Annotated in this window: 20 protein-coding genes, 5 pseudogenes and 1 riboswitch; of the genes and pseudogenes, 20 read left to right on the top strand and 5 right to left on the bottom strand. The window is 67.5% G+C overall.

The features are described 5' to 3' along the window. Positions 1 to 19: 19 nt before the first annotated feature. Positions 20 to 1,018: a YaaC family protein gene (locus ABFB10_RS23985; protein WP_430523037.1), complete on the bottom strand. Its 999-nt coding sequence runs from the start codon at positions 1,016 to 1,018 to the stop codon at positions 20 to 22. A gap of 89 nt (positions 1,019 to 1,107) precedes the next feature. Continuing rightward, positions 1,108 to 1,581, bottom strand: a complete 474-nt coding sequence (locus ABFB10_RS05325; RefSeq protein ID WP_347165710.1) for a dihydrofolate reductase — start codon at positions 1,579 to 1,581, stop codon at positions 1,108 to 1,110. Between the two features lie 211 nt (positions 1,582 to 1,792). Here ABFB10_RS05325 and ABFB10_RS05320 point away from each other — a divergent pair, with 211 nt between their 5' ends. From ABFB10_RS05320 to ABFB10_RS05290, 7 genes and pseudogenes are all read left to right on the top strand, one after another. Further along, entirely contained in the window at positions 1,793 to 2,749 is a 957-nt protein-coding gene (locus tag ABFB10_RS05320; protein ID WP_347165709.1) for a TAXI family TRAP transporter solute-binding subunit, read from the top strand. A 66-nt stretch (positions 2,750 to 2,815) separates the two neighbouring features. After that, positions 2,816 to 4,892, top strand: a pseudogene (locus ABFB10_RS05315) (TRAP transporter permease). Next, positions 4,889 to 5,281 carry a DUF1850 domain-containing protein gene (locus tag ABFB10_RS05310; RefSeq protein WP_206565645.1) on the top strand — a complete coding sequence of 131 codons (393 nt, stop codon included), beginning with the start codon at positions 4,889 to 4,891 and terminating at the stop codon, positions 5,279 to 5,281. The pseudogene ABFB10_RS05315 and the gene ABFB10_RS05310 overlap by 4 nt, the downstream one beginning before the upstream one ends. 4 nt (positions 5,282 to 5,285) lie before the next feature. Beyond that, on the top strand, positions 5,286 to 6,170 hold the full coding sequence (locus ABFB10_RS05305) for a cache domain-containing protein (protein WP_347165708.1): 885 nt from the start codon (positions 5,286 to 5,288) through the stop codon (positions 6,168 to 6,170). Then, on the top strand, positions 6,164 to 7,060 hold the full coding sequence (locus tag ABFB10_RS05300; RefSeq protein WP_347165707.1) for a sensor histidine kinase: 897 nt from the start codon (positions 6,164 to 6,166) through the stop codon (positions 7,058 to 7,060). Before ABFB10_RS05305 ends, ABFB10_RS05300 begins: the two co-directional genes overlap by 7 nt. A gap of 122 nt (positions 7,061 to 7,182) precedes the next feature. Further along, entirely contained in the window at positions 7,183 to 8,115 is a 933-nt protein-coding gene (locus ABFB10_RS05295) for a sigma-54-dependent transcriptional regulator (protein WP_347165706.1), read from the top strand. Position 8,116: 1 nt separating this feature from the next. Next, the gene (locus ABFB10_RS05290; RefSeq protein ID WP_347165705.1) at positions 8,117 to 8,494 is read left to right on the top strand and encodes a helix-turn-helix domain-containing protein; all 378 of its coding nucleotides are present in this window, start codon (positions 8,117 to 8,119) and stop codon (positions 8,492 to 8,494) included. A gap of 265 nt (positions 8,495 to 8,759) precedes the next feature. On the opposite strand, the gene ABFB10_RS05285 is transcribed toward ABFB10_RS05290, so the two are convergent. Next, a complete protein-coding gene (locus ABFB10_RS05285; RefSeq protein ID WP_347165704.1) occupies positions 8,760 to 9,752 on the bottom strand; it encodes a TraB/GumN family protein in 993 nt (330 codons plus the stop codon). 82 nt (positions 9,753 to 9,834) lie between these two features. Here ABFB10_RS05285 and ABFB10_RS05280 point away from each other — a divergent pair, with 82 nt between their 5' ends. Beyond that, entirely contained in the window at positions 9,835 to 10,506 is a 672-nt protein-coding gene (locus ABFB10_RS05280; protein WP_347165703.1) for a DUF2161 domain-containing phosphodiesterase, read from the top strand. 55 nt (positions 10,507 to 10,561) lie between these two features. Here ABFB10_RS05280 and ABFB10_RS05275 read toward each other — a convergent pair whose 3' ends face one another. Next, positions 10,562 to 11,476, bottom strand: coding sequence for a DMT family transporter (locus ABFB10_RS05275; protein WP_347165702.1), 915 nt, complete (start codon positions 11,474 to 11,476; stop codon positions 10,562 to 10,564). 586 nt (positions 11,477 to 12,062) lie between these two features. Here ABFB10_RS05275 and ABFB10_RS05270 point away from each other — a divergent pair. From ABFB10_RS05270 to ABFB10_RS05230, 9 genes and pseudogenes are all read left to right on the top strand, one after another. Continuing rightward, positions 12,063 to 12,374 (top strand): co-chaperone GroES, encoded by a 312-nt coding sequence (locus ABFB10_RS05270; RefSeq protein WP_347165701.1) that lies wholly within the window; start codon positions 12,063 to 12,065, stop codon positions 12,372 to 12,374. 81 nt (positions 12,375 to 12,455) lie between these two features. Beyond that, positions 12,456 to 14,100 (top strand): annotated as a pseudogene (gene groL, locus ABFB10_RS05265) (chaperonin GroEL). Between the two features lie 487 nt (positions 14,101 to 14,587). Then, entirely contained in the window at positions 14,588 to 14,899 is a 312-nt protein-coding gene (locus tag ABFB10_RS05260) for a hypothetical protein (RefSeq protein ID WP_347165700.1), read from the top strand. Between the two features lie 56 nt (positions 14,900 to 14,955). Further along, positions 14,956 to 15,586 (top strand): annotated as a pseudogene (rnhB, locus tag ABFB10_RS05255) (ribonuclease HII). Between the two features lie 89 nt (positions 15,587 to 15,675). Beyond that, positions 15,676 to 16,773 (top strand): site-specific DNA-methyltransferase, encoded by a 1,098-nt coding sequence (locus tag ABFB10_RS05250; protein ID WP_347167938.1) that lies wholly within the window; start codon positions 15,676 to 15,678, stop codon positions 16,771 to 16,773. A 186-nt stretch (positions 16,774 to 16,959) separates the two neighbouring features. Then, a complete protein-coding gene (locus ABFB10_RS05245; protein ID WP_347165698.1) occupies positions 16,960 to 17,862 on the top strand; it encodes a DMT family transporter in 903 nt (300 codons plus the stop codon). Between the two features lie 756 nt (positions 17,863 to 18,618). After that, positions 18,619 to 18,669 (top strand): annotated as a pseudogene (locus ABFB10_RS05240) (hypothetical protein); the annotation flags it as partial. Positions 18,670 to 18,807: 138 nt separating this feature from the next. Next, positions 18,808 to 19,422: a methyl-accepting chemotaxis protein gene (locus ABFB10_RS05235; protein WP_347167937.1), complete on the top strand. Its 615-nt coding sequence runs from the start codon at positions 18,808 to 18,810 to the stop codon at positions 19,420 to 19,422. Continuing rightward, positions 19,343 to 19,897 carry a methyl-accepting chemotaxis protein gene (locus ABFB10_RS05230; protein WP_347165697.1) on the top strand — a complete coding sequence of 185 codons (555 nt, stop codon included), beginning with the start codon at positions 19,343 to 19,345 and terminating at the stop codon, positions 19,895 to 19,897. Before ABFB10_RS05235 ends, ABFB10_RS05230 begins: the two co-directional genes overlap by 80 nt. A gap of 140 nt (positions 19,898 to 20,037) precedes the next feature. On the opposite strand, the gene aroC is transcribed toward ABFB10_RS05230, so the two are convergent. Beyond that, a complete protein-coding gene (gene aroC / locus ABFB10_RS05225; protein WP_347165696.1) occupies positions 20,038 to 21,138 on the bottom strand; it encodes a chorismate synthase in 1,101 nt (366 codons plus the stop codon). A gap of 95 nt (positions 21,139 to 21,233) precedes the next feature. Beyond that, positions 21,234 to 21,388, top strand: a riboswitch (TPP riboswitch). A 44-nt stretch (positions 21,389 to 21,432) separates the two neighbouring features. Here aroC and ABFB10_RS05220 point away from each other — a divergent pair. From ABFB10_RS05220 to ABFB10_RS05210, 3 genes and pseudogenes are all read left to right on the top strand, one after another. Next, complete coding sequence (locus ABFB10_RS05220; RefSeq protein WP_347165695.1) at positions 21,433 to 22,410, top strand: thiamine ABC transporter substrate-binding protein; 978 nt, start codon at positions 21,433 to 21,435, stop codon at positions 22,408 to 22,410. Beyond that, positions 22,386 to 23,893: pseudogene (locus tag ABFB10_RS05215) on the top strand (thiamine/thiamine pyrophosphate ABC transporter permease ThiP); the annotation flags it as partial. The gene ABFB10_RS05220 and the pseudogene ABFB10_RS05215, both read left to right, overlap by 25 nt. Beyond that, complete coding sequence (locus ABFB10_RS05210; protein WP_347167936.1) at positions 23,885 to 24,583, top strand: thiamine ABC transporter ATP-binding protein; 699 nt, start codon at positions 23,885 to 23,887, stop codon at positions 24,581 to 24,583. The pseudogene ABFB10_RS05215 and the gene ABFB10_RS05210, both read left to right, overlap by 9 nt. The last annotated feature ends 28 nt before the right edge of the window (positions 24,584 to 24,611 follow it).

The raw sequence follows: 24,611 nt of genomic DNA, 5'->3' as shown, positions 1-24,611 counted from the left end.
CTTCGTCAGCCGCTTGAGGTTACCTTACCTTGGGCGGCCAGAATTGCCTGCCCGTAATTTCGCTGGAGATTTGGTCAATGAACTGGTCCATGCTTCCATATACGAATTCTGATATTAACCAATTTGCTTGGCCATTTAAATGCGATTCTAGTCCTTTGGGATCGTACCGAGAGAGCTCACTAAGGCGGTGCATTGCTGCGAACATGAGGGACATAGTGTGTCGCGATCCAGCTTCATTTTTGTAGTGCGCTCGCTTTAAGTACCAAAGGTCTCGATTTCCTGTAATGTTTACGATTACTCGCCGTGTCTGGGCGTGATAGTTGCGTAGTCGAGTATTTGCACGGATTTTGTCGTCTGCGCTATCTTGGTTCATGCAGAAGCGACACCGCTTCTTTCGACGAACATATGTGTTGCCGTCTCTTTCAAAGTGTTCGAAAGAGGGCGGAATGTTCACAAGTTTTCGTTTATCTGTAAAGCGCGGTATGATCTGTGCTTCAAACCATACCTCTCTCGTCCCACTTTCTCGAATGTACCTAGATTGCTCCAGTGGTATGAAAAGTTCTGGGGTTGAGGTAAGGGTAAGTAGAAATGCTCGGTGGACGAAGGGGATATTCCATAATATATCTTTAAGTGAATAGCTAGTTTTTTGTGTGCTTTCACCAAGATAGCCGCAGAGGTCGGGAAGTACTCCTCCAGTTTGAAAATTTACAGTCTCCGTGGCGAGGCTGGCCCGCGCATCCTCTGGGCGTGACCCTGACACTCCGTGGTGCTTGCCTTTGCTGAGGCCTTTTTGTGTCAATAAGGCCTTTGACGCATTCAGAAACGCATAGTACATGGTCAATGGAGCTGCTTGCACATCTAGAAGCGAGCTTGCTTCTGCGAACCGACGAGCCTGTAGCCAATAAGAAAGCGCCTCGTGCTTTCTCTGACGTTTTAGCCAAAGCTCCACATATAGCCAGGGATCTCGGCTTAATACGTGCTCTGCCGAAAAGTCGGGGTCGACGATACCTTTGTGCATCCACACTCGGCGACCTTTGAGTTTTAGAGCCTCATATGCCATATTCGCAATTCAACCTTTTAAGTATACCCATCAGTCTTTGTTGCGCTTTAGAAATTTATCAACTCCAAAGCTGACGTGTGCGGAAGTGTTCCTTGAAGTTCTAGGAGGCTAGTTTTGGTCCACCCATCCCCAATCTCCGGGAACCACGTATCCGCGCCCTCGACCTCCGTATCGACCTCGGTCAGCAGCAGGCGGTGGGCCATGGGCAGCATCTCTTCGTAGATGCTCTGACCGCCGATGCCGTAGATCCGGAAATACCCTTCGGCCTGCGCAAGGGCCACGGCCTCCGCGACCGAGCCGACGACGTGCTCGGTCAGCCCTTTGTCCCGCGAGACCACGATGTTCAGGCGGTTCTTCAGGGGTTTCACCGGCAGGCTCTCCCATGTCCGGCGGCCCATCACCAGCGCGCCGCCCAGCGTCTCGCGCTTGAACATGGCGAGATCCTCGGGGATGTGCCACGGGATGTCCCCGTCCTTGCCGATGGCGCGGTTGCGGTCGTGAGCGGCGATGAGGGTGATCATGGGGGCCTCCGGCAGAATGGTCCGCACAGGCTTAGCCTTCCCGTTCCGCCTTGTCACGCAGGCGCCGCGCAAGGCGTTGCCCGGCCCGTGGCAATGGATTGCCCGGCGATTTCGCCGCCCCGGCGGGTTGTCTTTGCGCAACCGCCCGCGCCGCGTTTTGCATGGCGGCGATTGCCCCGGGAGGGGGCGGATCACTCAACGGGAGGATATCATGATCCATTTCAACACCGCCCTGCGCGGCGCTCTGCTGGCATCCGTCGTGGCCCTTGGCGCAACCGGCGCGCAGGCGCAGAACTTCGTCAACGTGTTGACCGGCGGCACCTCGGGCGTCTACTATCCGCTGGGTGTCGGCCTGTCGAACATCTATGCCGAGAACATCGACAAGGTGCGCACGCAGGTGCAATCCACCAAGGCCTCTGTCGAGAACCTCAACCTGCTGCAGGACGGCCGGGGCGAGATCGCCTTCTCGCTGGGCGACAGCGTCGCGGCGGCCTGGGCCGGCAATGCCGAGGCGGGCTTTCCCGAGAAGCTGGACAAGCTGCGCGGGATCGCGGCGATCTACCCGAACTACGTGCAGCTGGTGGCGCTGGCCGAAGCCGGTGCGACCTCGCTGAACGACCTGCCGGGCAAGGCGGTGTCGGTGGGCGCGCCCGCCTCGGGGACGGAGTTGAACGCGCGCGCGATCATGGGCGCGGCGGGCATGTCCTACGACGACCTCGGCAAGACCGAATACCTGCCCTTCGCCGAGTCGGTGGAGCTGATGAAGAACCGCCAGCTGGACGCGACGCTGCAGTCGGCGGGGCTGGGCGTGGCCTCGATCCGCGACCTCTCGACCTCGGTGGACATCACCGTGCTGGAGATCCCGGCCTCCATCGCCGAGACGCTGGGCGCGCCCTACCAGGCGGCAACCATCCCGGCGGGCACCTATGACGGGCAGGATGCGGACGTGCCGACGGTGGCGATCTCGAACTACCTGATCACGCATTCGGATGTCTCCGACGATCTGGCCTACGAGATGACCAAGCAGCTCTTCGAGAACCTCGAGACGCTGGTCTCCTCGCATCAGGCGGCGGCGCAGATCACGCTGGAGGGCGCGCTGGACGGCATGCCGATCCCGCTGCACCCGGGCGCCGAGCGCTTCTACAAGGAGCAGGGGCTGATCGACTGATCCGGCCCGGATCGCGCCGCGCTCCCGACCGGGGGCGCGGCGCTTTTGCGTTCCAAGGAGACAGATATGTCCGATATCGCCACGCCGCCGGAACCGGCGGAAAGCCATGGTGTGAGTTTTCCCGAGGGGCTTCTGGGCCGGTTCCTGTTCTGGATGGCCGTGGTCTTCTCTCTGTTCCAGATCGCCACCGCCGCGCATCTGATCGACATGGCCAGCCAGATCGTGCGCGCCATACACGTCGGGTTCCTGATGGCGCTGACCTTTCCGCTGATGGCCTACGCGCTAGCCGCGCGGGCCTGCGGTCAAGGCGCTGGCATGGGGGTTGGCGGTCGCCGCGGTGCTGGTGGCGGTCTACCAGTGGGTCGAATACAAGGACCTGATCCTGCGCGCCGGGCGGCCCACGGATCTGGATATCGTCATGGGTGTCGTGGCGCTGGTGACGGTCTTCGCCGCCGCCTACTGGATGATGGGAATCGCGCTGCCGATCATCGCGGGCGCCTTCCTGCTCTATTGCCTCTTCGGGCAGCATCTGCCCTATCCGCTGGACCATCGCGGCTATGATTTCAGCCAGGTGATCGACCATATGGCCTACGGGACCGAGGGCATCTACGGCATCCCGATCTATGTCTCCTCGACCTATATCTTCCTCTTCATCCTCTTCGGCTCCTTCCTCGAACGGGCCGGGATGATCCAGCTTTTCACCGATGTCTCCATGGGCCTCTTCGGGCACCGGCAGGGCGGCGCGGCCAAGGTGTCGGTCGTCTCTTCGGGGTTGATGGGCACGATCTCGGGCTCGGGCGTGGCCAATGTCGTCACCACCGGGCAGTTCACCATTCCGCTGATGAAGCGCTTTGGCTACCGCGCGACCTTTGCGGGCGGCGTGGAATCCACCGCCTCGATGGGCGGGCAGATCATGCCCCCGGTGATGGGCGCCGTTGCCTTCATCATGGCCGAGACGCTGGACGTGCCCTACGTCGAGGTCGTCAAGGCGGCGCTGGTGCCCGCGATCCTCTACTTCGCCTCGGCCTTCTGGATCGTGCACCTGGAAGCGGGCAAGCACGCGCTGAGCGGCCTGCCGAAGGACACGCTGCCCTCGCCGCTGGGCGCGATCCGCAAGGGCTGGATGCTGCTGGTGCCGCTGGGGGTGCTGATCTACCTGCTGTTCGGGGGCTACACGCCGCTTTTTGCCGGGACCGTGGGTCTTGGCCTGACGGTTCTCTTGATCCTTGGCGGGACCATCGTGCTGGGTCTGCCCTCGACGGTATTCCGAACGGTCTTCTGGATCGGGCTGGGCCTGGTCACGGCGGCCTTCCTGCAATTCGGCACCGACGTGCTGTTCGCCGCCATCGCGGCGCTGCTGATCTGGTGCGGCCTGTCCAAGGGCGGGCGCCAGACGCTGGGCCTGATCCGCGACAGCCTGGCCGAGGGCGCGCGCACGGCGCTGCCGGTGGGTGTGGCCTGCGCGCTGGTGGGCGTGATCATCGGGACCATGACGCTGACCGGGGCGGCCAATACCTTCGGCCAGTTCATCGTTGCCATCGGGCAGGAGAACCTCTTCCTGTCGCTGGTGCTGACCATGGTCACCTGCATCTTCCTCGGCATGGGGATCCCGACGATCCCCAACTACATCATCACCTCGTCGATCGCCGGACCGGCGCTGCTGGACCTCGGCGTGCCGCTGATCGTCAGCCACATGTTCGTCTTCTACTTCGGCATCCTCGCGGACCTGACCCCACCGGTGGCGCTGGCCTGCTTTGCCGCCGCGCCCATCGCCAAGGCGAACGGGCTGAAGATCTCGATGGAGGCGATCAAGGTTGCGGCGGCGGGCTTCGTCATCCCCTTCATGGCGGTCTATACGCCGGTGCTGATGCTGCAACCGGGCGGGCCCCTGGCCGAGGCCATCGGCTTCTGGCCGGCGGTGGCCTACGTGGTGTTCAAGACGGTCGTCTCCATCGCGCTCTGGGGCGTGGCGGTGATCGGCTGGTGCGGGCATCCGCTGGGCTGGCCGCTGCGGCTGCTGGCCATGGGCGCGGCCTTCACCCTGATCGCCTCGGTGCCGATGACGGATGAGGTGGGCTTTGCGCTGGCCGCAGCCACGGCGGGGCTGATCTGGCTGACCGGAAAGCGGGTGGCGCGGGCATGAGCGCGCTCTGCCTCGGCGCCGTGGCGATTGCCATGGCGCCGCAGTTCACCCTGTCCTGGACCCATTCGGTCGAGCGGGTGACATGGCGCGAGACATGGGCCGTCGAGGAAAACGCCCTGCGGCTGGTCGAGGGCGCGGTGCAGGGATCGGGCGCCGGGATGGAGCCGGGCGAGGGCGCGCGCCTGAAGGACGGCTGGTGGGTCTGGGAGGGCCGGGTGACCGTGCCCGCGCTTGTGCTGGCGGCCTCGGGCGCGACGGTCTCGGGCTGGACGCTTTGCGCCGGGGGCAGCTGCCGGGTGCTGGGCACCGAGGGCGCCGCGCCCCTGCGGCTGGCGCCCTGCGCGGCGCACGCGGGGAGTTCCGCAGCCGCGACAGCCGTGGCAGAGTAGCCCAATGACCGCGCGCCGCCACCGGGCCTTCTGGCCATGCCTCGTTCTTGCCGCCGTGCTGGTGGCGGGCGGGGCGGGGCTGGCCGCGTGGCAGGTCGCCAAGGCCGGGCTGGCAGAGCGGGTCGATCGCGCGCTGGTGCTGACCGCGCGCACGCTGGAGGCAGAGATAGAGCGCTACAGCTACCTGCCGCTGGTGGCGCTGGAAGATCCGCGCATCCGCGCCGCCGTGACCTATCCGCAAAGCGCCGAGCGCATCGCGACCGCCAACCGCGCGCTGGAAGTGGCGGCCCGGCAGTCCGGCGCGGACGAGCTGTACCTGCTGGACGAGACCGGAACCGCCCTCGCATCCAGCAACTGGCGCGACGACACCAGCTTCGTCGGCGAGAACTACGCCTTCCGCCCCTATTTCACCGATGCCATGGCGGGCGGCTCCGGGCGGTCTCTACGCCGTCGGCGTGACGACCGGCGAACCGGGGTATTTCATGGCCACCCGGGCCACGGTCGCCGGGCGCCCGGTGGTGGCCGTGGTCAAGATCGACCTGCGCCCGCTGCAAGAGACATGGGACGACGCGGGGGAGATGCTGACCGTCGCGGACGGCTTTGGCGTCATCATCCTGTCGGGCCAGCCGCGCTGGGTCTACCGCCCGCTTGTCTCTCTGGACGAGACGGCAAGGGCCGCCATCGCCGCGCATCGGGTCTTTGCGGCGATCCCGGTGGCCGACCGCGCGCCGCTGCTGAGCGAGGCGGGGCAGGCGGTGATGACGACGGGCGGCGAAGACCGCCTGCTGAGGCGGCAGGCGCTGCCCGGCGACGGCTGGGTGCTGCTGGGCAGCGGGTCGCTGGTGCCGGCGCTGCGGCTGGCCTCGGGGCACGGCGGCGGCGGTGCTGATCTCGGCGCTGGCGCTGGGGGCGCTGGCGCAGACATGGTGGCAGCGGCGGCAGCTGGTGGACATGCGGCTGCGGCAGGGCGCCCTGCTGGAAGCGCGGGTGGCCGAGCGGACGCAGGCGCTGGCCCGCGAGATCGAGGAGCGCCAGCGCACAGAGGACGACCTGCGCGCCACGCAGGACGCGCTTGTGCATTCCGAGAAGATGGCGGCGCTGGGGCGCATGTCGGCGGCCATCGTGCACGAGATCAGCCAGCCTCTGGCGGCGATGGAGGCGACGCTGGCCGCCACCCTGCTGTCGGGCAAGGTCACGGACGACTTCGCCGTCTCGCGGATCGAGAAGGCGCGCAGCCACATCCGCCGGATGCTGCGGACGATCCGCCACCTCAAGAGCTTCTCGCGCAAGGAGGACGGCGAGCGGCGGCCCGTGGCGGTGGACACGGTGGTGCGCTCGGCGCTGGAACTGGTCGGGCCGCGCGCGGGCGATTGCGGTGTGACGATCGGTTTTGCGCCGCAGGGCCCCGGGCCGGTGATCCTTGCGGGCGAGGTGCGGCTGGAACAGGTTCTGGTGAACCTGCTGATGAACGCGCTGGACGCCGTGGCGGACCGCCCCGCGCCCGCCGTGCGGGTCGAGCGCCGGGCAAGCGGCGGTTCGGTGCAAATCGCGGTGGTGGACAACGGTCCGGGCATCCCCTCGTCGCTGATGGCGCGGGTGACAGAACCCTTCTTCAGCACCAAGCAGACCGGCGAGAGCCTTGGCCTCGGCCTGTCGATCTCGCGCACCATCGTCGAGGAATTCGGCGGGCGGCTGGCCCTGTCCGAGGCCCCCGGCGGCGGCACGCGGGCGGTGCTGACCTTCGACACCATGGCCGGTGAACGGGTGGCGGCGGAATGACGGGGCAGGGCAGGCGCAGGCTCGGGACCAGTGGCGGAGCACGGCGGCGGGCGCCCGGGGCAGGCCGGTGATGCGGGGTCTATGGCAGGGCGGCACGGATCGCTGGCGCGGGGCGCCGGGGCATGAGCGGCGCGCGCCTCTTCGTCGTCGACGACGACCCCGACCACCTTGAAGGTCTCTGCGACCTGATCGGCGCCGTGGGCCACCGCACCGAGGGCTTCGCCGAGGCGCGGGCCGCGCTGGAGGCTGCCGTGGCCGCGCCCCCGGATCTTGTGCTGACCGACCTGCGGATGCCGGGGATGGACGGGATCGGGTTGCTGACCGCGCTGGCCGAGGCGGGCTGCGACGTGCCGGTGGTGCTGCTGACCGGCCACGGCGACGTGGTGCAGGCGGTGCGCGCGATGCAGCAGGGCGCCGAGGATTTTCTTGAAAAGCCCTATGACGCCGGGCACCTGCTGATGGTTATCGAACGGGCGCTGAAGACCGGGCGGCTGAAGGCCGAGGTGGCGCGCCTGCAGGACCGGCTGGATGCGCAGGGCGAATTCATCGGCGAAAGCCGCACCATGGCGGCCCTGCGCGCAACCCTGGCCGAGATCGCCCCGCTGGACATCGACGTGGTCGTGACCGGCGAGACCGGCACCGGCAAGGAACTGGCGGCGCGGCTGCTGCACCATCGCGGCCCGCGCCCCGAGGGACCCTTCGTCGTCGTCAATTGCGCGACCCTGCCCGACAGCGGCGCCGAGGCGGTGCTGTTCGGCGATGCGCGCGGCGCGGCAGAGGGCGCGGACCCCGGCCTGATCGCCGCCGCCGACGGCGGCACGCTGTTCCTGGACCAGATCGACGCGCTGTCCGCGACGCTGCAACCCAAGCTTCTGCGCATTCTCCAGACCCGGCAGGCGGAAGGCGACGGGCGGGCGCTGGCGTTCCGGGTCGTGGCCTCTGCCTCGCGGCTCGCTGCGCGATGTCATCGGCGAGGGCAGCTTTCGCGAGGACCTCTATTACCGCATCGCCGGGTACGAACTCGCGCTGCCCAGCCTTCGGCAGGTGCCCGCTGACGTGCCGCTGATCTTCGCGAAGTTCCTGTCGGCGGCGGCGGCGCGGCACGGACGAGAGCTGCCGGCGGTCACCTTCGAGGACCGCAAGGCGCTGCAGGCACACCACTGGCCCGGCAATGCGCACGAGCTGAAGATCATGGCGGACCGGCATGTGCTGGGCCTGAAGGGCAAGGACACGCGCCGGGCCGCCGGTATGGCGGGGGGAACGGGCCAGACCCTGCGCGACCTCGTCGCGGATTTCGAGGCGCAGGAAATCGCCCGCGTGCTGGACCAGTGCAATGGCAACACAGAGGCGGCGGCCCGCATCCTCGGCCTGCCACGGCGCACGCTGAACGACAAGATTGCCAAGCTGCCGCTGCTCGCGGGCCGCAAGCGCTAGAAAGCGCGGGGCGGGTCCGGCAGAGTGTCGGTGTCACGGGGCTGAGGCGGGGCGCTTCACAGTGTTTCAGGGGCTCGCTGAGGCCGTCTTGACGGGACTGTCCCGGGACCGCCAAGGGCGTGGCGGGATACGCGTATTACGCGCGGCCCCCGGCACTTCTTTTGCAGGCGGGCGGCACAGGCGGGCGGTGCGTGGCCGGTCAACTCAACCCGACAAACCCGCGCGGTCACCGGGGGCAGATGCCGCCCCCGGGAAGGGGACGCTCTCAGAAGGCCTGCCGTTCCAGCGTGAACCCCTCTCGTTCCAACAGGCGCAGCACGCCTTCCTCGCCCGACAGGTGACCGGCGCCGAAGGCCGCCACCACGGGGCCCTGCATGTCCTCGACGGCCTGAAGGATCACCGGCAGCCAGCGGTGATTGCGCTCTGCCAGCAGGCGGTCCTGCATCATCGCGGTGACCTCGTCGTTCTCGGCCTCGGTGATCGGCGAGATCTCGGGCGTCAGGACCTCGATCGCGACGAAGATCTCGGCGTGGTTCTCGGTGAAATAGGCATGCATCATGGTCTCGAAGAGATCCTCGGCCACCTTCGGCCCGACGAGGGTCGACCGCACCATCGACAGCTGAACCGCCATCGGCGTCTCGTTGAAGATGCGGAAGGCGGTCTCGTGCGGTTCCAGCGAGCGCACCGGCACGCCGGCCTCGACGGCAAAGGACTCCAGCCGGACGTCCATGCCGTCCTCGGTGGCGGTGGCCGGATCGAGGCAGGGCGGGATCGCCATCAGCATCGAGATCAGCCAGGGCTGCATCCCGGCGCCCACGAAGGGCGGCAGCCCCCGGGATTCCATCGCGGCGGACAGCGCCTGCCAGTCGGCCTCGGCCATCATGTCGGGCAGGCTGCCTTCGGACAGAACGACCATCTCCGGGCGGCCCTTCATCGCGGCCTCGAATTCCTGTTTCTCGGGGCTGGCCATCTCGACCAGCAGCAGGTCGGCGCCCTCGATCACCGGGCGCAGGCGCCCGGCGGGGCCGTCAAGGCGCGGGTCGGTCAGATGCATGGTGCCGATCAGATGCACCACCGCGTCGCCCTCGGTCGCGCGCCAGTGGTTGCCCTGCGGATAGGGCGTCTCTGCCAGCCGGGCATCGACCTCGGCGCGCTGTTCGGCGGTCAGGGTTTCCGTAAGCGCGGTGCCGGAACAGGCCGCAAGCGCGGGGGCGGTCAGGCTGAGCAGGGCCAGAAGGCTGGCGGCAAGGCGGTTCATCGGCGGTCCTCGGGTGCTGTGGTCGGGTGTCAGGATAGGGGGGCTCTGGACAAGGGCAAGCCCAGCGGCAAAGTTGGCGGCCATGAGGCGGGAAAGCGAATTATACGGGCCGGTGAAGGCCTTGCTGGAAGGGCAGGGCTACCGCGTCAAGGGAGAGGTCGGCGCTGCCGATCTGGTGGCGATCCGGGGCGACGAGCCGCCGGTGATCGTGGAGCTGAAGCTGCGCTTCGCGCTGGCGGTCTACACGCAGGCGGTGGCACGGCTGGCGCTGACCGACACGGTCTATATTGCCGTGGGCCGTCCCACCGGCAAGCAGGCGGCGCGGGCGGTGAAGGACAACACGGCGCTCTGTCGGCGGCTTGGGCTGGGCCTGATCACCGTGCGGGCGGACGGCCATGTCGAGGTGCATTGCGACCCCGGCCCCTACGCGCCGCGCAAGAACAAGCGGGCACAGGCGCGGCTTCTGCGCGAGTTCGACCGCCTGCGCGGCGATCCCAACGACGGCGGCGCCACGCGGCACGGGATCGTCACCGGCTACCGGCAGGACAGCCTTGCCTGCGCCGCGCATCTGGCCGAACACGGCCAGAGCCGGGGGCGCGACGTGGTGGCGGCCACCGGCGTCAGGCAGGCCACGACAATCATGCGCGACAACCACTACGGCTGGTTCGCCAAGGTGGACAAGGGGGTCTACAGCCTGACCGAAGAGGGCAGCCGCGGGCTGGCGCATTGGGCCTATAGCTGGGGCACGGATTAGGCCCCGGCCCGCCACCGCAGGGGCGCGGCTGGCAGGGACGCGGGGCCGGGACCGCTCAGGTGGCGGCGCGTTTCGCGGCAACCCGCTCGCGGTGCAGCGTATAAAGCCCCGAGGCGACGATGATCGCGCAGCCGGTCAGCGTCCACTGGTCCGGCAGGTCGGCAAAGATGATGTAGCCGTAGAAGGTGCCCCAGAGGATCATCGAATACTGCATCGGTGCAACAACCACCGCCTGCGCGATGGCCAGCGCGCGGATGACCAGCAGCTCGCCCAGACCTGCCGTGGCGGCCAGCCCCGCCGCAACGGCCCATGACCGGGCGTCCGCGGGCCAGACCCAGACGAAGGGCAGCATGGATGTCGCGACGACGGTCGCGGTCAGCGAGGTATAGGCGATGGTCGTGCCGATGCCGTCCTCGCCCGACAGCCAGCGCGACAGGATCTGGCGGAAGGCGAACATGAAGGCGGCGACGACGATGAACAGGATCGCCGGATGAAAGACGCCCATGCCGGGGCGGATCACGATCAGCATGCCGCAAAAGCCCACCGCCACGGCGATCCAGCGCCGCGGTCCGACCGGCTCGCGCAGGAAGAGCGCGCCGAAGATGGTCACGAGGAAGGGCGCGATGAAGGTCACCGCCACCGCATCGGCCAGCGGCACGTAGCTGACCCCGATGATGAAGGAGATCGCCGAGACGGTCGCCGTCAGGCCGCGTCCGATCTGCAGCAGCAGTCGGGCGCTGCGCAGGTGGTGCAGCCCGCGCAGCCCGAGAAAGACCACGACGCCGAGAAACAGGCCCATCATGCGGAACCAGACGATCTGCACCGGGTGCAGCGTGTCGGTCAGGAACTTCGCCTGTGCGTCGCAGGCGGCGAAGAAGAAGAAGCCCAGCAGCATCAGGGCGATTCCGCGCAGGTTGTCGACATGCGGGGAAGGGGGCGCCGTACGGAAGGGCGCAGAGGGCTGGGGCATGAACGGGATCCGATAGTTTCGGCGCGACAGCGCGCCCGGGCCAAGGAACCAAAGTCCGGCGCGGATTGCACGCGGAAAATGCATGTTCAGGGCATGAATTTTCGCGAAAGCCGAAAGGATGACCGTCGGGGGGCGCGGATGGGGCGGGCGCTGCGTGCATGGCGGGCGCCCGCGGTTCCGCCTGTCCCGTCGGCCTGCGTCGCGGTCCTTGCCTGCGCCGATGGGGGTGGGGTTGCCGCGATGCCGGATGCGGCTTCGGGTCTCGAAGAGGACCGTCGGGGGCCGTCTCCGTCTACGGGGCCGCCGCTGCCGGGGGCGCCGGGATGCAAGCGCGGCCCCGCCGCCCGGGAACAGGCTGCGATCCCCCGTGCCGGTTGCGTGTTCCGCGCGGCGTTCCCATGTTTCCCCTGCGCGTGCCGGGGCGGGGCCGGAGGCCATCGTCCGGCCCGAAAATTCCAGCGCCGCGCTGTTGACACGACTCACCGCGATCCCTAGCTAAAGGCCGTTAGCACTCGGAGAGCCTGAGTGCTAACGCCTCGCCCGACAGGGGAGGCGATGGAAAACTTTGAGCCAGGAGAACTCAGAGATGGCATTCAAACCGCTTCATGACCGTGTGCTGGTTCGTCGCGTTGAGTCCGACGAAAAGACGGCTGGTGGGCTGATCATTCCCGACAGCGCCAAGGAAAAGCCGGCTGAAGGCGTGGTCGTCGCGTGTGGCGAAGGCGCGCGCAAGGACAGCGGCGAGCTGATCGAGATGGCCGTGAAAGAGGGTGACAAGGTCCTCTTCGGCAAGTGGTCGGGCACCGAGGTCAACGTCGGCGGCGAAGAGCTGCTGATCATGAAAGAAAGCGACATCCTGGGCATCATCACCGATGACGCCGCGGCTGCCGCTGCCTGAAAGCCCACGGTGATCGACGGCGGGACGCCCTAGCGCCGCCGCGACCCCTTTGACACAAACGATCAGATCAGGAGAACGCAGATGTCTGCAAAAGACGTGAAGTTCGACACCGACGCCCGCAACCGCATGCTGAAAGGCGTGAACATCCTCGCCGACGCGGTGAAGGTGACCCTCGGCCCGAAAGGCCGCAACGTCGTGCTCGACAAATCCTTCGGCGCCCCGCGCATCACCAAGGACGGTGTGTCCGTGGCGAAGGAAATCGAACTGGAAGACAAGTTCGAGAACATGGGCGCGCAGATGGTGAAAGAAGTCGCTTCCCGCACCAACGACGAAGCCGGTGACGGCACCACCACCGCGACGGTTCTGGCCCAGGCCATCGTCAAGGAAGGCATGAAGGCGGTTGCCGCCGGCATGAACCCGATGGACCTCAAGCGCGGCATCGACCTCGCGACCGCCAAGGTCGTCGAATCGATCAAGAACGCGGCACGCCCCGTCGACAACTCCGACGAAGTTGCCCAGGTCGGCACCATCTCTGCCAACGGCGAGGCCGAAATCGGTCGTCAGATCGCCGACGCGATGCAGAAGGTCGGCAACGAAGGTGTCATCACCGTCGAAGAGAACAAGGGCCTCGAGACCGAGACCGATGTCGTCGAAGGCATGCAGTTCGACCGCGGCTACCTGTCGCCCTACTTCGTGACCAACCCCGACAAGATGGTCGCTGAACTCGAAGACTGCATGATCCTGCTGCACGAGAAGAAGCTGTCCTCGCTCCAGCCGATGGTTCCGCTGCTCGAGCAGGTGATCCAGTCGCAGAAGCCGCTGCTGATCATCGCCGAAGACGTCGAAGGCGAAGCACTGGCGACCCTCGTGGTCAACAAGCTGCGTGGCGGCCTGAAGATCGCAGCCGTCAAGGCACCGGGCTTCGGCGATCGCCGCAAGGCCATGCTGCAGGACATCGCGATCCTGACCGGCGGCCAGGTGATCTCGGAAGACCTCGGCATGAAGCTCGAGTCCGTGACCATGGACATGCTGGGCACCGCCAAGAAGGTCACCATCACCAAGGATGAGACCACCGTTGTCGACGGCGCAGGCGAGAAGGCCGAGATCGAGGCACGCGTGTCCCAGATCCGCACGCAGATCGAAGAGACCACCTCGGACTACGACCGCGAGAAGCTGCAGGAACGTGTGGCCAAGCTGGCGGGCGGCGTTGCCGTCATCCGCGTCGGCGGCATGACCGAAGTCGAAGTGAAAGAGCGCAAGGACCGCGTCGATGACGCCCTGAACGCGACCCGCGCGGCACGTTCAGGAAGGCATCGTGGTCGGTGGCGGCGTTGCCCTGGTTCAGGGTGGCAAGGCTCTCGACGGTCTGACCGGCGCCAACGCCGACCAGAACCGCGGCATCGACATCGTGCGCACCGCGCTCGAAGCGCCACTGCGTCAGATCGCGCAGAACGCAGGCGTCGACGGTTCCGTCGTGGCTGGCAAGATCCGCGAATCCGGCGACCTGAAGTTCGGCTACAACGCCCAGACCGACGAATATGGCGACATGTTCAAGTTCGGCGTCATCGACCCGGCCAAGGTTGTCCGCACCGCGCTCGAGGATGCCTCCTCGGTTGCCGGCCTGCTGATCACGACCGAAGCCATGGTTGCCGACAAGCCCTCCAAGGAAGGCGCAGCCGCCGGCGGTGGCATGCCCGACATGGGCGGCATGGGCGGCATGATGTAATCACCCTTCCCTCTGGGAAGCGTGAGGGTGGCTCTTGCGAGCCACGCCGCAGAAGCCAAAGCAAAGGCGCCCCCGGGGCGCCTTTGTCACGTTCGGGGGCATGGGCCGCGACCACACTGGCATCCCGGCCCGATGGGAAAACGCCCGGCCCGCCCGGCGGGATGTCGGCGACGGACACCGGGGAAGGGCCGTCGTCGGCACCGGCCCCGGCACCGGTGGCGCGGCCACGGTGCCACCCATAGGTCTAGATCGCGTGCAGCGCGTCGGTGGTCGCGTCATGGCCCATGGCAGGCTGCCTTCGCCCTGAACGGCAGGCGCAGGATAGCGCGCCATGTCCGGGATGCGGCCAGGTCGGTGATTTCAGGCAGGGCAGGGGGCGGCCTGCGGGGGCTTCACGGGCGCGCCATTGCGGGCAGGGCGCCTTTTGCTGTCGCTTCCCGGGGCAGGGTCGCGGTAGGGTGCCGCCGTAGTGCTGTCAGGGACCCCCATGAGCCGACGCGACCCCAGAAAGGCCCTGGCCCTCGCCATTCCCGGACCGATGCGCCAGGCGCTGGTGCGCACGACCGCCGCGCATCTGCCGCTGGCCTACCTGCTGCGCCAGAGCCTGCGGCGCGCATTGGATGCGGGGCGGGGCTGGGAGACGACGGTAGAGCCCGGCGGCACCCGGGCGATCCTGCTGCAACTCTCTCCGGAAGAGCAGGCGCGTCTGGATATGTGGCGGACCGCCCGCGATGTTCCGGCGGATGTGGCAATCCTGTCGCTGGTGCAGCGACAATTGCAGGACGAGGGCCTGCTCTGACGCATTCCGGCAACCGAATCCTTGCGACTCGGCAGGCTTTGCGCTTTCACCGCCGCATGGCACTGGGACTGGACCTGGAAGAGGCGCTTTGGGCGCAGGGCGCGACGCGGGTCGCGGGCGTCGACGAGGTCGGGCGCGGGCCGCTGGCCGGGCCGGTGGTGGCTGCGGCGGTGGTGCTGAACCGCGAGTCGATCCCCGAGGGGTTGAACGACTCCAAGAAGCTGACCGCCGGGCGTCGTGCCTTCCTTGCGCCGCTGCTGCGGCAGTCGGCAGAGGTTTCGGTCGGTGTCGCCTCGGTCGAGGAAATCGACCGGCTCAATATCCTGCAGGCCAGCCTTCTGGCGATGCGCCGCGCGGTCGAGGGGCTGCCCCATGCGCCGGACCACCTGCTGATCGACGGCAACCGGGTTCCACCGGATCTGAGTTGCCCGGCGACAACCGTCGTGGGCGGCGACGCGCGGTCCCCGTCGATCGCGGCGGCCTCAATTGTGGCAAAAATCTGGCGGGATGATGTCATGCAGGAGGCGGCGACACAGTGGCCGGGATATGGTTGGGAGACAAACGCCGGATATCCGACAAAGTGTCACAAATCTGCCCTCCGAGATCTGGGGGTGACCCCTTTCCATAGACGTTCGTTCCGTACCGGTGCGCGATATCTTGTGGCAAGGTGAAATCGCAAGTGACTGATTCAATTTAATAATTGACCGCGATTCCCGCATGAATCATCCTCTACTCAACCAATGAGTGCCAAAAAGGCACCGGGACTGAGGCAGATGATGAAGACAAAGACCAAAACGGGCGCAGCAACCACGCTGCCGCTCAACCAAATTGTTGCGGGTGACTGCATCGAGGTGATGAACAGCCTTCCCGAAGGCTCCGTCGACCTTATCTTTGCGGATCCGCCCTATAACCTTCAGTTGCGGGGTGATCTTCATCGCCCCGACAACTCTCGCGTGGACGCGGTTGACGACCACTGGGACCAGTTCAGCAGTTTCGCGGCCTATGACAAGTTCACCCGGGACTGGCTGAAGGCGGCGCGCCGCCTGCTCAAGCCCGACGGGGCGATCTGGGTGATCGGCTCTTACCACAACATCTTCCGGGTCGGCTCCGCACTTCAGGATGCGGGCTACTGGATCCTGAACGATGTGGTCTGGCGCAAGGCCAACCCGATGCCGAACTTCCGCGGCAAGCGCTTCACCAACGCGCACGAGACGATGATCTGGGCCTCGAAGGGCGAGGGCGCGAAATATACCTTCAACTACGAGGCGCTGAAGGCCCTGAACGAGGGCATCCAGATGCGCTCGGACTGGGTTCTGCCGATCTGCAACGGCGGCGAGCGTCTGAAGAACGAGAACGGCGACAAGGCCCATCCGACGCAGAAGCCCGAGTCGCTGCTGCATCGCGTGCTGGTCGGATCCACCAACCCCGGCGACGTGGTGCTCGATCCCTTCTTCGGCACCGGCACCACAGGCGCCGTGGCCAAGATGCTGGGCCGTGACTTCATCGGCATCGAACGCGAGGCCGCCTATCGCAAGGTCGCGGCAGAGCGCATCTCGCGCGTGCGGCCCTTCGAGAAATCCGCGCTGGAGGTCACGCAGTCCAAGCGGGCCGAACCGCGCGTGCCCTTCGGCCAGCTGGTCGAGCGCGGCATGCTGCGCCCCGGCGAGATGCTGATGAACGCCCGCGGCCAATCCGCCAAGGTGCGCGCCGACGGCACGCTGATCGGCGACGACATCAAGGGCTCGATCCATCAGGTCGGCGCCCATCTGGAAGGCGCACCCAGCTGCAACGGCTGGACCTACTGGCACTTCAAGCGCGAGGGCAAGGTTGTGCCCATCGACGTCCTGCGCCAGCAGATCCGGTCCGAGATGTAAGCGCGCCTCCCGCAACCCACTACAAAGTTCCTGAACGGACACCGCCGGTGCCCTTGCAGGCTTATGCCGCGGGCACCCTACTGGCCCCGTCTGCGCTGGTCGCAGGCGGGGCATTTTGCCTGTGGGCGCAGGACGGCCCTGAAAAACGCGCTTTCGTCCGGCGCCGTTTGAAAATATGCCTTTGGCATGGATATGCGCGCGATCTTGATGGGGCTGGCCTTCGCGGCCATGTGGTCTTCGGCATTTACCTCGGCGCGGATCATCGTCGCCGCCGCGCCGCCACTGGGGTCGCTGGCCCTGCGCTTCCTGATCTCGGGGCTGATCGCCGTCGCCCTAGCAAGGGCAATGGGCCAGACATGGCGCCTGACGCGCGGCCAGTGGCGGGCGACGATCCTCTTCGGCATCTGCCAGAATGCGCTGTACCTCGGCTTCAATTTCGTCGCCATGCAATGGGTCGAGGCCTCGCTGGCGGCCATCATCGCCTCGACCATGCCGCTGGTGGTGGCGCTGGCGGGCTGGCTGGTGCTGCGCGAGCCGCTGAAGCCGGTGGCCATGGCGGGCCTTCTGGCGGGGGTCGTGGGGGTGGCGATCATCATGGGCACCCGGTTCGGCGGCGGCATGGACCCGCTGGGCGTCCTGTTCTGCACCATCGGTGTCATCGCCCTGGCGGTGGCGACGCTGTCGCTGCGGGGCGCGACCTCTGGCGGGAACTTCATGATGGTGGTGGGGCTGCAGATGCTGATCGGCTCCGCCGCGCTCTGGCCCTTTGCGCTGGCGCTCGAGGTGCCGCACCAGCCCGAGATCCTGTGGTCGGTCGAGCTGGTTCTGGCCTTCCTCTATACCACGCTGGTGCCGGGGCTGGCGGCAACCCCGGTCTGGGTGATGCTGATCGACCGCATCGGCGCGGTGCGCGCCGCGACCTTCCATTTCCTCAACCCCTTCTTCGGGGTGGCCATCGCGGCGCTGCTGCTGGGCGAGAAGCTGCACGCATGGGATGCCCTGGGCGTTGCTGTCATTGCGGCGGGCATCCTTGCGGTGCAACTGGCCAAGGTTCCCGCGACAGCGCCTAAAACTGTCGGAAACCCTTAGGCATTTGTGACCCTGCCTCGGTAGGGTTTGTTTACCTGCTCTGCCTATTTCCTGACCCCGAAGGGTCGGGCGCGTGGTCCGGCCCCGGATGATCGAGGTCGAGATGAGCAGGTTTTCCATCCGGGCGCAGGTTTTCTTTCTGACGGGGGTATTCGTTGCGGCACTGGCTGTCACGGGCATGACATCCTGGCTGGTGAAACGCGACCTTGCCGCCAGCTATGCGCTTCAGGCGGCGACCAGCGCGGAAAACGCGCAGCTGATGGCGGTGATCCAGGATCTCAATGCAGCCGAAACCCACCTGCTGCTTTTCGCCCTGGGCGACGAGGCTGAGTGGCAGGGTTTCGAAGCAAAGCTGGCCTCGGCGCTTGGGGCGCTGGACAGCGGCGCGGCGGTCTTTGATGGCCAGTCGAATCGCGCCCGGGCCGCGCTGCGCGCGGAACTGGCCAGCCCGGCGCCGCCGCTGCGGGATCTGGAACAGCATTACGACAATGCCCACAGCGAGGCGCTCTTCGGGCAATACCAGTCGATCCGGAACGCCTTCCTGCCGGCGCTGGCCAAGACCCGCCACAAGATCACCGATCTCGGCGCCCGCCTGCGCGCGCGCGCCGAAACGGCCACAGCCCGGGCGCAGGCCAAGGGCCAGCGGGCAGACCTGATCCTCGGGGGCGTCTACATCGGCTCGATCCTTCTGGCGCTGGGGCTGGCCTATGTCGCGGGGGGCTGCTGTCGCGTCCGGTCCGCGCTGTCGCGGAGGCCGTGTCGCGGCTGGCGGAGCGGGATTTCGCCGTCGAGATCACCGGCACGCAACGGCGCGACGAGGTCGGCCAGATCGCCAGCCGGGTTGCGGCGCTGCGCGATCAGCTTGCCGCCGCCGACGCGGCAGAGGCCCGCGCGAAACGGGAAAACGGCCTGCGGGTCGATCTCTTCCAGGCCCTCGGGCTGGCCATGAGCCAGCTGAAATCCGGCGATCTTTCGCACCGCATCAAGGTGGGGGACTGGGGGGACCTGGGCGAGAGCTATGCAAAGCTCTGCCATGATTTCAACGCGCTGGCAGAGGCGCTTCAGGGTCTCGTATCCTCGTTGCGCGGCAGTGCCGAGACGGTCGAGACCAGCGCCGCAGACCTGTCCGGCATGGCATCCGACATGTCGCGCCGGGCCGAGACACAGGCCGCAACGCTGGAGCAATCCGCCGCCGCGCTGGACGAGCTGTCCGAAAGCGTGCAGGCAGCGGCGGCGCGGGCGAAATCCGCGGACGAGGCGGTTTCCGACGGGCGTCGCCGCGCCGAAGAGGGGCGCGAGATCATGGAGCGGGCGACTTCGGCCATGGCCTCTATCGCGAAAAGCTCCGAGCAGATCACCCAGATCATCGACGTCATCGACGACATCGCCTTCCAGACCAACCTGCTGGCGCTCAATGCGGGGGTAGAGGCGGCGCGCGCGGGCGAGATCCGGCAAGGGCTTCGCGGTTGTCGCCTCGGAGGTGCGGGGGCTGGCGCAACGGGCCGCCGCCTCTGCGACCGAGATCAAGGACCTTGTCTACGGCAGCACGCGGCAGGTTGAGGACGGCGAGGACCTTGTCAGGCAAACCGGGGAACGGTTGAGCGCCATCGTCGAAAGCGTCAGCGGCGTGTCCGAAATGGTCTCTGACATCGCCGCATCGGCGCTGTCTCAGGCCGCCGGGGTCAGGGAAATCAACGTCGGCGTGGCGGAACTGGACAAGGTCACCCAGCAGAACGCGGCGATGGTCACGCAGGCCAGCACGTCAAGCCGGCAGCTCAGCGCCGAGGCGACCCGCCTGACGGACCTGCTGGAGGCCTTCGGCGCCGGGCGCAGCCCCGCCGCCGAAACCATCCCGGCGGCCGAGCGCGACAGGCTCTTGCATGGCAGCTGGGAAGGCGAGGAACCCGCCCCCGAGCCGATGCTGATCGAGGAGGCGACGCTGTCCGGCACGGCATGGCCCGAGGCAGGGCCGCCCGATCCGCCGATGCCCCGGCGGGCGTTGGGGCAGGACGGGCCGGTCTGGGACGAGTTCTAGCGCAGCCGGTCTGTGGCCAGCGCCGCTGACGTGCTGGCCCGGTGGTGTTGAAGGCCCCGGGTTGACGCGGACACAGGCAGCCCCCCGAGGGGGCGGAAGGTGCCGAAGGGGGCAGGCGCTTTTGCCGAAGGCCCGGTGCGTCAGCCGATCACGCCGCCTGCATCGCCGACCTGACCACGGTGCAACAGCAGGTGGTCGAGGATCACGCAGGCCATCATCGCCTCTCCGACCGGGACGGCGCGGATGCCGACGCAGGGGTCGTGGCGGCCCTTGGTGACGATCTCGGTCTCTTCGCCCGCCACGGTGATGGTCTTGCGCGGGGTCAGGATCGACGAGGTCGGTTTGACGGCAAAGCGGCAGACGATTTCCTGCCCGGTCGAGATGCCGCCAAGGATGCCGCCCGCGTGGTTCGAGCTGTAGACCGGGCCATCGGGGCCCATGGCGATCTCGTCGGCGTTCTCGACGCCTGTCAGGGTGGCCGAGGCGAAGCCGTCGCCGATCTCGACCGCCTTGACGGCGTTGATCGACATCATCGCGGCGGCGATATCGGTATCCAGTTTGCCGTAGACCGGCGCACCAAGGCCTGCGGGCACGCCGCGCGCCACGACCTCGATCACGGCCCCGACCGAATTCCCGTCCTTGCGCAACTGGTCGAGATACGCGGCCCAGTCCTCGGCAGCCACGGCATCCGGCGTCCAGAAGGGGTTCTGGTCGATCTGGGCGCGGTCAAAGCGGCTGCGGTCGATGGCCTTCGGTCCCATCTGCACCATGTAGCCCTGCACCTCGATCCCCGGCGCCAGATGCGCCAGCGCCGCGCGGGCAAGCCCGCCCGCGGCGACCCGCGCCGCCGTCTCGCGCGCCGAAGAGCGCCCGCCGCCGCGATAGTCTCGCAGCCCGTATTTCTGGAAATAGGTGATGTCGGCATGGCCGGGCCGGAACTTCTGGGCGATGTCGCCATAGTCCTTGGACCGCTGGTCGGTGTTCTCGATCATCAGCTGGACCGAGGTGCCGGTGGTCCGCCCCTCGAACACGCCTGACAGGATCTTCACCGCATCGGGTTCCCGCCGCTGCGTGGTGAACTTGTTCTGCCCCGGCTTGCGCTTGTCCAGCCATTGCTGGATCTGCGCCTCGTCGATCGCAACGCCCGGCGGCACGCCGTCCACCGTTGCCCCCAGCGCGGGACCGTGGCTTTCGCCCCATGTGGTGACGCGAAACAGATGTCCGAAGGTGTTCAGGCTCATGGCGGGCTCCCCTTGATCGGGCAGGGGTTACCGCGCGTCGTGCCGCGCCTCAAGGGGTTTCCGGCTTGCCACTGTCCGGCCCCAGCCCTAGGGTGCCGCTTACCTCGGGGTGGCAGGGCGCCGGCCTCGACCCGGCGGGTCCGTTCCGCCGGTCTGGCCAAGCAAGACCTGCCTGAGATTTGCGTAAGCGCATCAACCCGTTGAACCTGAACCGGTTAACACCGGCGGAGGGAAGGTGAGCGCCGCGCGACAGCGGCCAAGCTGATCCCTCTCGCCGCAAATCTGGAGGATGCCATGAAGGCACCGATATTTGCCGCGGGACTGTTTCTTGCCACGGGCGCACTGGCGCAAGACAATGTCCTGACCGTCTATGCGGGCGACTACGTCGTGTCCGAATGGGGCCCCGGCCCGCGCATCGAGGAGCTCTTCGAGGCGCAATGCGGCTGCGACCTGCAATTCAAGCCCGGCGACCTCTTGCCCCGGCTGATGCTGGAGGGCGAGCGGACAGAGGCCGACGTGGTCTTTGGCCTGAACACCGACGTGACCAAGCAGGCCCGCGAAAGCGGCCTTTTCGCGCCGCACGGGGTGGACCTTTCGGAGCTGATCCTGCCCATCGACTGGACCGACGACGTCTTCCTGCCGTTCAACTACGGCCACACGGCTTTTGTCTACAACGCTGAGCTGACCCAGCCGCCCGCCTCTTTCGACGCGCTTCTGAACGCGCCCGACGATCTGCGGCTTGTGATCCAGGACCCGCGCACCTCGATCTCCGGCCTTGCGCTGGTGCTCTGGGTGCAGTCGGTCTACGGCGACGGGGCGCAGGCCGCCTGGGAAAAACTGGCACCGAAGATCGTCACGGTGACAAAGGGCTGGTCGGAAAGCTACGGTCTGTTCACCGACGGCGAGGCGGACATGGTGCTGTCCTACACGACTTCGCCCGCCTATCACATCATCGCCGAGGAGGACACGACCAAGAAGGCGGCGATCTTCCCCGAAGGCCACTACTTCATGGTCGAGCTGGCCGCCAAACTCGCGGGCACCGACCAGCCCGAACTGGCGCAGCAGTTCATGGACTTCATCCTGACCGAGGACTTCCAGTCGATGATCGCCACCGGCAACTGGTCGATCCCCGCAGCCCTGCCCAAGGAGAAGTGGCCCGAGGGCTTCCAGCAACTCGACCTACCGGAGAAGGTGCTGTTCTATTCCGAGGACGAGGCGGCGGATCTGCGGGACGAGGCCATCGAGGCATGGCGCGCCGGTCTGTCGCAGTAGTCGCGGGCGCGGCCCTTGCGGCACTGACGCTGGGGCCGATCGCGCTGGTGCTTTGGCGCGCCGGGGGGCTGGGCGCGCTTGGCCCCGGCGACTGGCTGGCGCTGCGCTTCACGCTGGTGCAGGCGGTGCTTTCCGCCGGGGTCTCGGTCGCGCTGGCGGTGCCGGTGGCCAAGGCCTTTGCCCGCCAGCGTTTTCCGGGGCGCGGGCTGCTGGTGGCGCTGATGGGGGCGCCCTTCATCCTGCCGGTGATCGTCGCGGTCATGGGGCTGATCGCGGTCTTCGGGCGCAACGGGCTGGTGAACGGCGTGCTTTCGACGCTGGGCCTGCCGGTCTTCGACGTCTACGGGCTGCATGGCGTCGTTCTGGCGCATGTCTTTTTCAACCTGCCGCTGGCGACGCGCATGCTGTTGCAGGGCTGGCTGGCGATCCCGTCAGAGCGGTTCCGGCTGGCCGCCTCGCTGGGCCTTGGGCCGCGCGCGCGGGCGCGGGTGCTGGACTGGCCGATGATCCGCCGGGTCGCGCCGGGGGCCTTCGCGGTGATCTTCGTGATCTGCCTGACCTCCTTTGCCGTGGCGCTGACGCTGGGCGGGGGGCCGCGCGCCACGACGGTGGAACTGGCGATCTACCAGTCCATGCGCTTCGACTTCGACCTTGGGCGCGCGGCGGCGCTGGCATTGGTGCAACTGGCGCTGGGGCTGGGCGCGGGTGTGCTGGCGCTGAAAGCCAGCCGCGGGACGGGTTTCGGCACCGGGCTGGACCGGCCCCTGCCGCTGTCGGCGGGGGGCTTGGCACTCGGGCGTGGGACGCGGGTTGGCTGATCCTCGCGGCGGCCTTCCTGCTGGTGCCGCTGGCCACGGTCGTGCTGCGCGGGCTGCCGGGGTTGACCCAGCTTGGCCCCGACACATGGCGCGCGGCGGGGCATTCGCTGATGCTGGCGCTGGGATCGACCGCGCTGTGCCTGCTCTGGGCCTTGCCGCTGGCGACGCGCCGGGGCGAGTTGTGGGCGCTGTCCTCGATTGCCATCTCGCCGCTGGTGCTGGGCACGGGGCTGTTCCTGATGCTGCGGCCCTATGTGAACCCTTTTTCGATGGCGCTGCCCGTCACGGGGCTGATCAACGCGTTGATGGCGCTGCCCTTCGCCCTGCGCATCCTGACGCCAGAGGCCGAAGCGGTGGCGCGCGACTATGGCCGCCTCAGGGCCAGCCTGCGGATGACACCGCTGGCCCGGCTGCGGCTGGTCTGGCTGCCGCGCCTGCGCCGCCCGCTGGGCTTTGCCGCCGGGCTGACGGCGGCGCTGGCGATGGGAGACCTTGGCGTGATCGCGCTGTTTGCGGACCCGGACCGGGCGACGCTGCCCTTGCAGGTCTACCGGCTGATGGGGTCCTACCGGATGGAGGCGGCGGCGGGTGCGGCGCTGCTGCTGCTGATGTTCAGCCTCGGGCTGTTCTGGATCTTCGACAGGGAGGGCGCGTCGGTGCTGAGACTTGAGGACATCCGCCTGCCCATGGACCGGGGCGACCTGAGCGCGGATCTGGCGCTGGCCCCCGGCGCGCGCGTGGCCGTTCTGGGGCCGTCGGGGGCGGGCAAGTCGACCTTGCTGGACGGGATCGCCGGGTTCCGGGCGCCGGTCTCGGGCCGCATGACATGGGAAGGCCGCGACCTGACCCGCACCCCGCCCGAGGCGCGGCCGGTCTCGATCCTGTTTCAGGACGGCAACCTCTTTCCGCACCTGAGCCTTTTGCGCAACCTGACGCTGGCGCTGCGCCCCGATGGCCGCCGCCCCGGCGCCGAAGAGCGCGAGCGTGTCACGGGCGCGCTGAGGCGCGTCGGGCTGGAAGGCATGGCCGATCGCCTGCCGGGCACGCTGTCCGGTGGCCAGCAAAGCCGCGCGGCGCTGGCGCGGGTGCTGCTGATGGCGCGGCCCATCCTGCTGCTGGACGAACCCTTCGCGGCGCTGGGGCCGGGGATGAAGCGCGAGATGCTGGCGCTGGTGCAGGAGGTGGCCGAGGCACTGGGCGCGCTGACCCTGATGGTCACCCATGACCCCGAGGACGCCCGCGCCTTTGCCCGCGCGGTGGTGCTGGTGGCCGGGGGCAGGGCGCATCCGCCGGTGAAGACCGGGGCCTTCTTCGACAACCCGCCAGAGGCCTTCCGCGCCTATCTGGGCCAGTAGTCCGCCATTGCGCTTTGTCCGGCAGGGG

It is taken from the genome of Ponticoccus litoralis, assembly GCF_039769985.1.
In the GTDB taxonomy this organism is placed as follows: Bacteria; Pseudomonadota; Alphaproteobacteria; order Rhodobacterales; family Rhodobacteraceae; genus Ponticoccus; species Ponticoccus litoralis.
The sequence above is the reverse complement of the archived record's forward strand: the minus strand, read 5'-3'. Positions and strand labels throughout refer to the sequence as shown.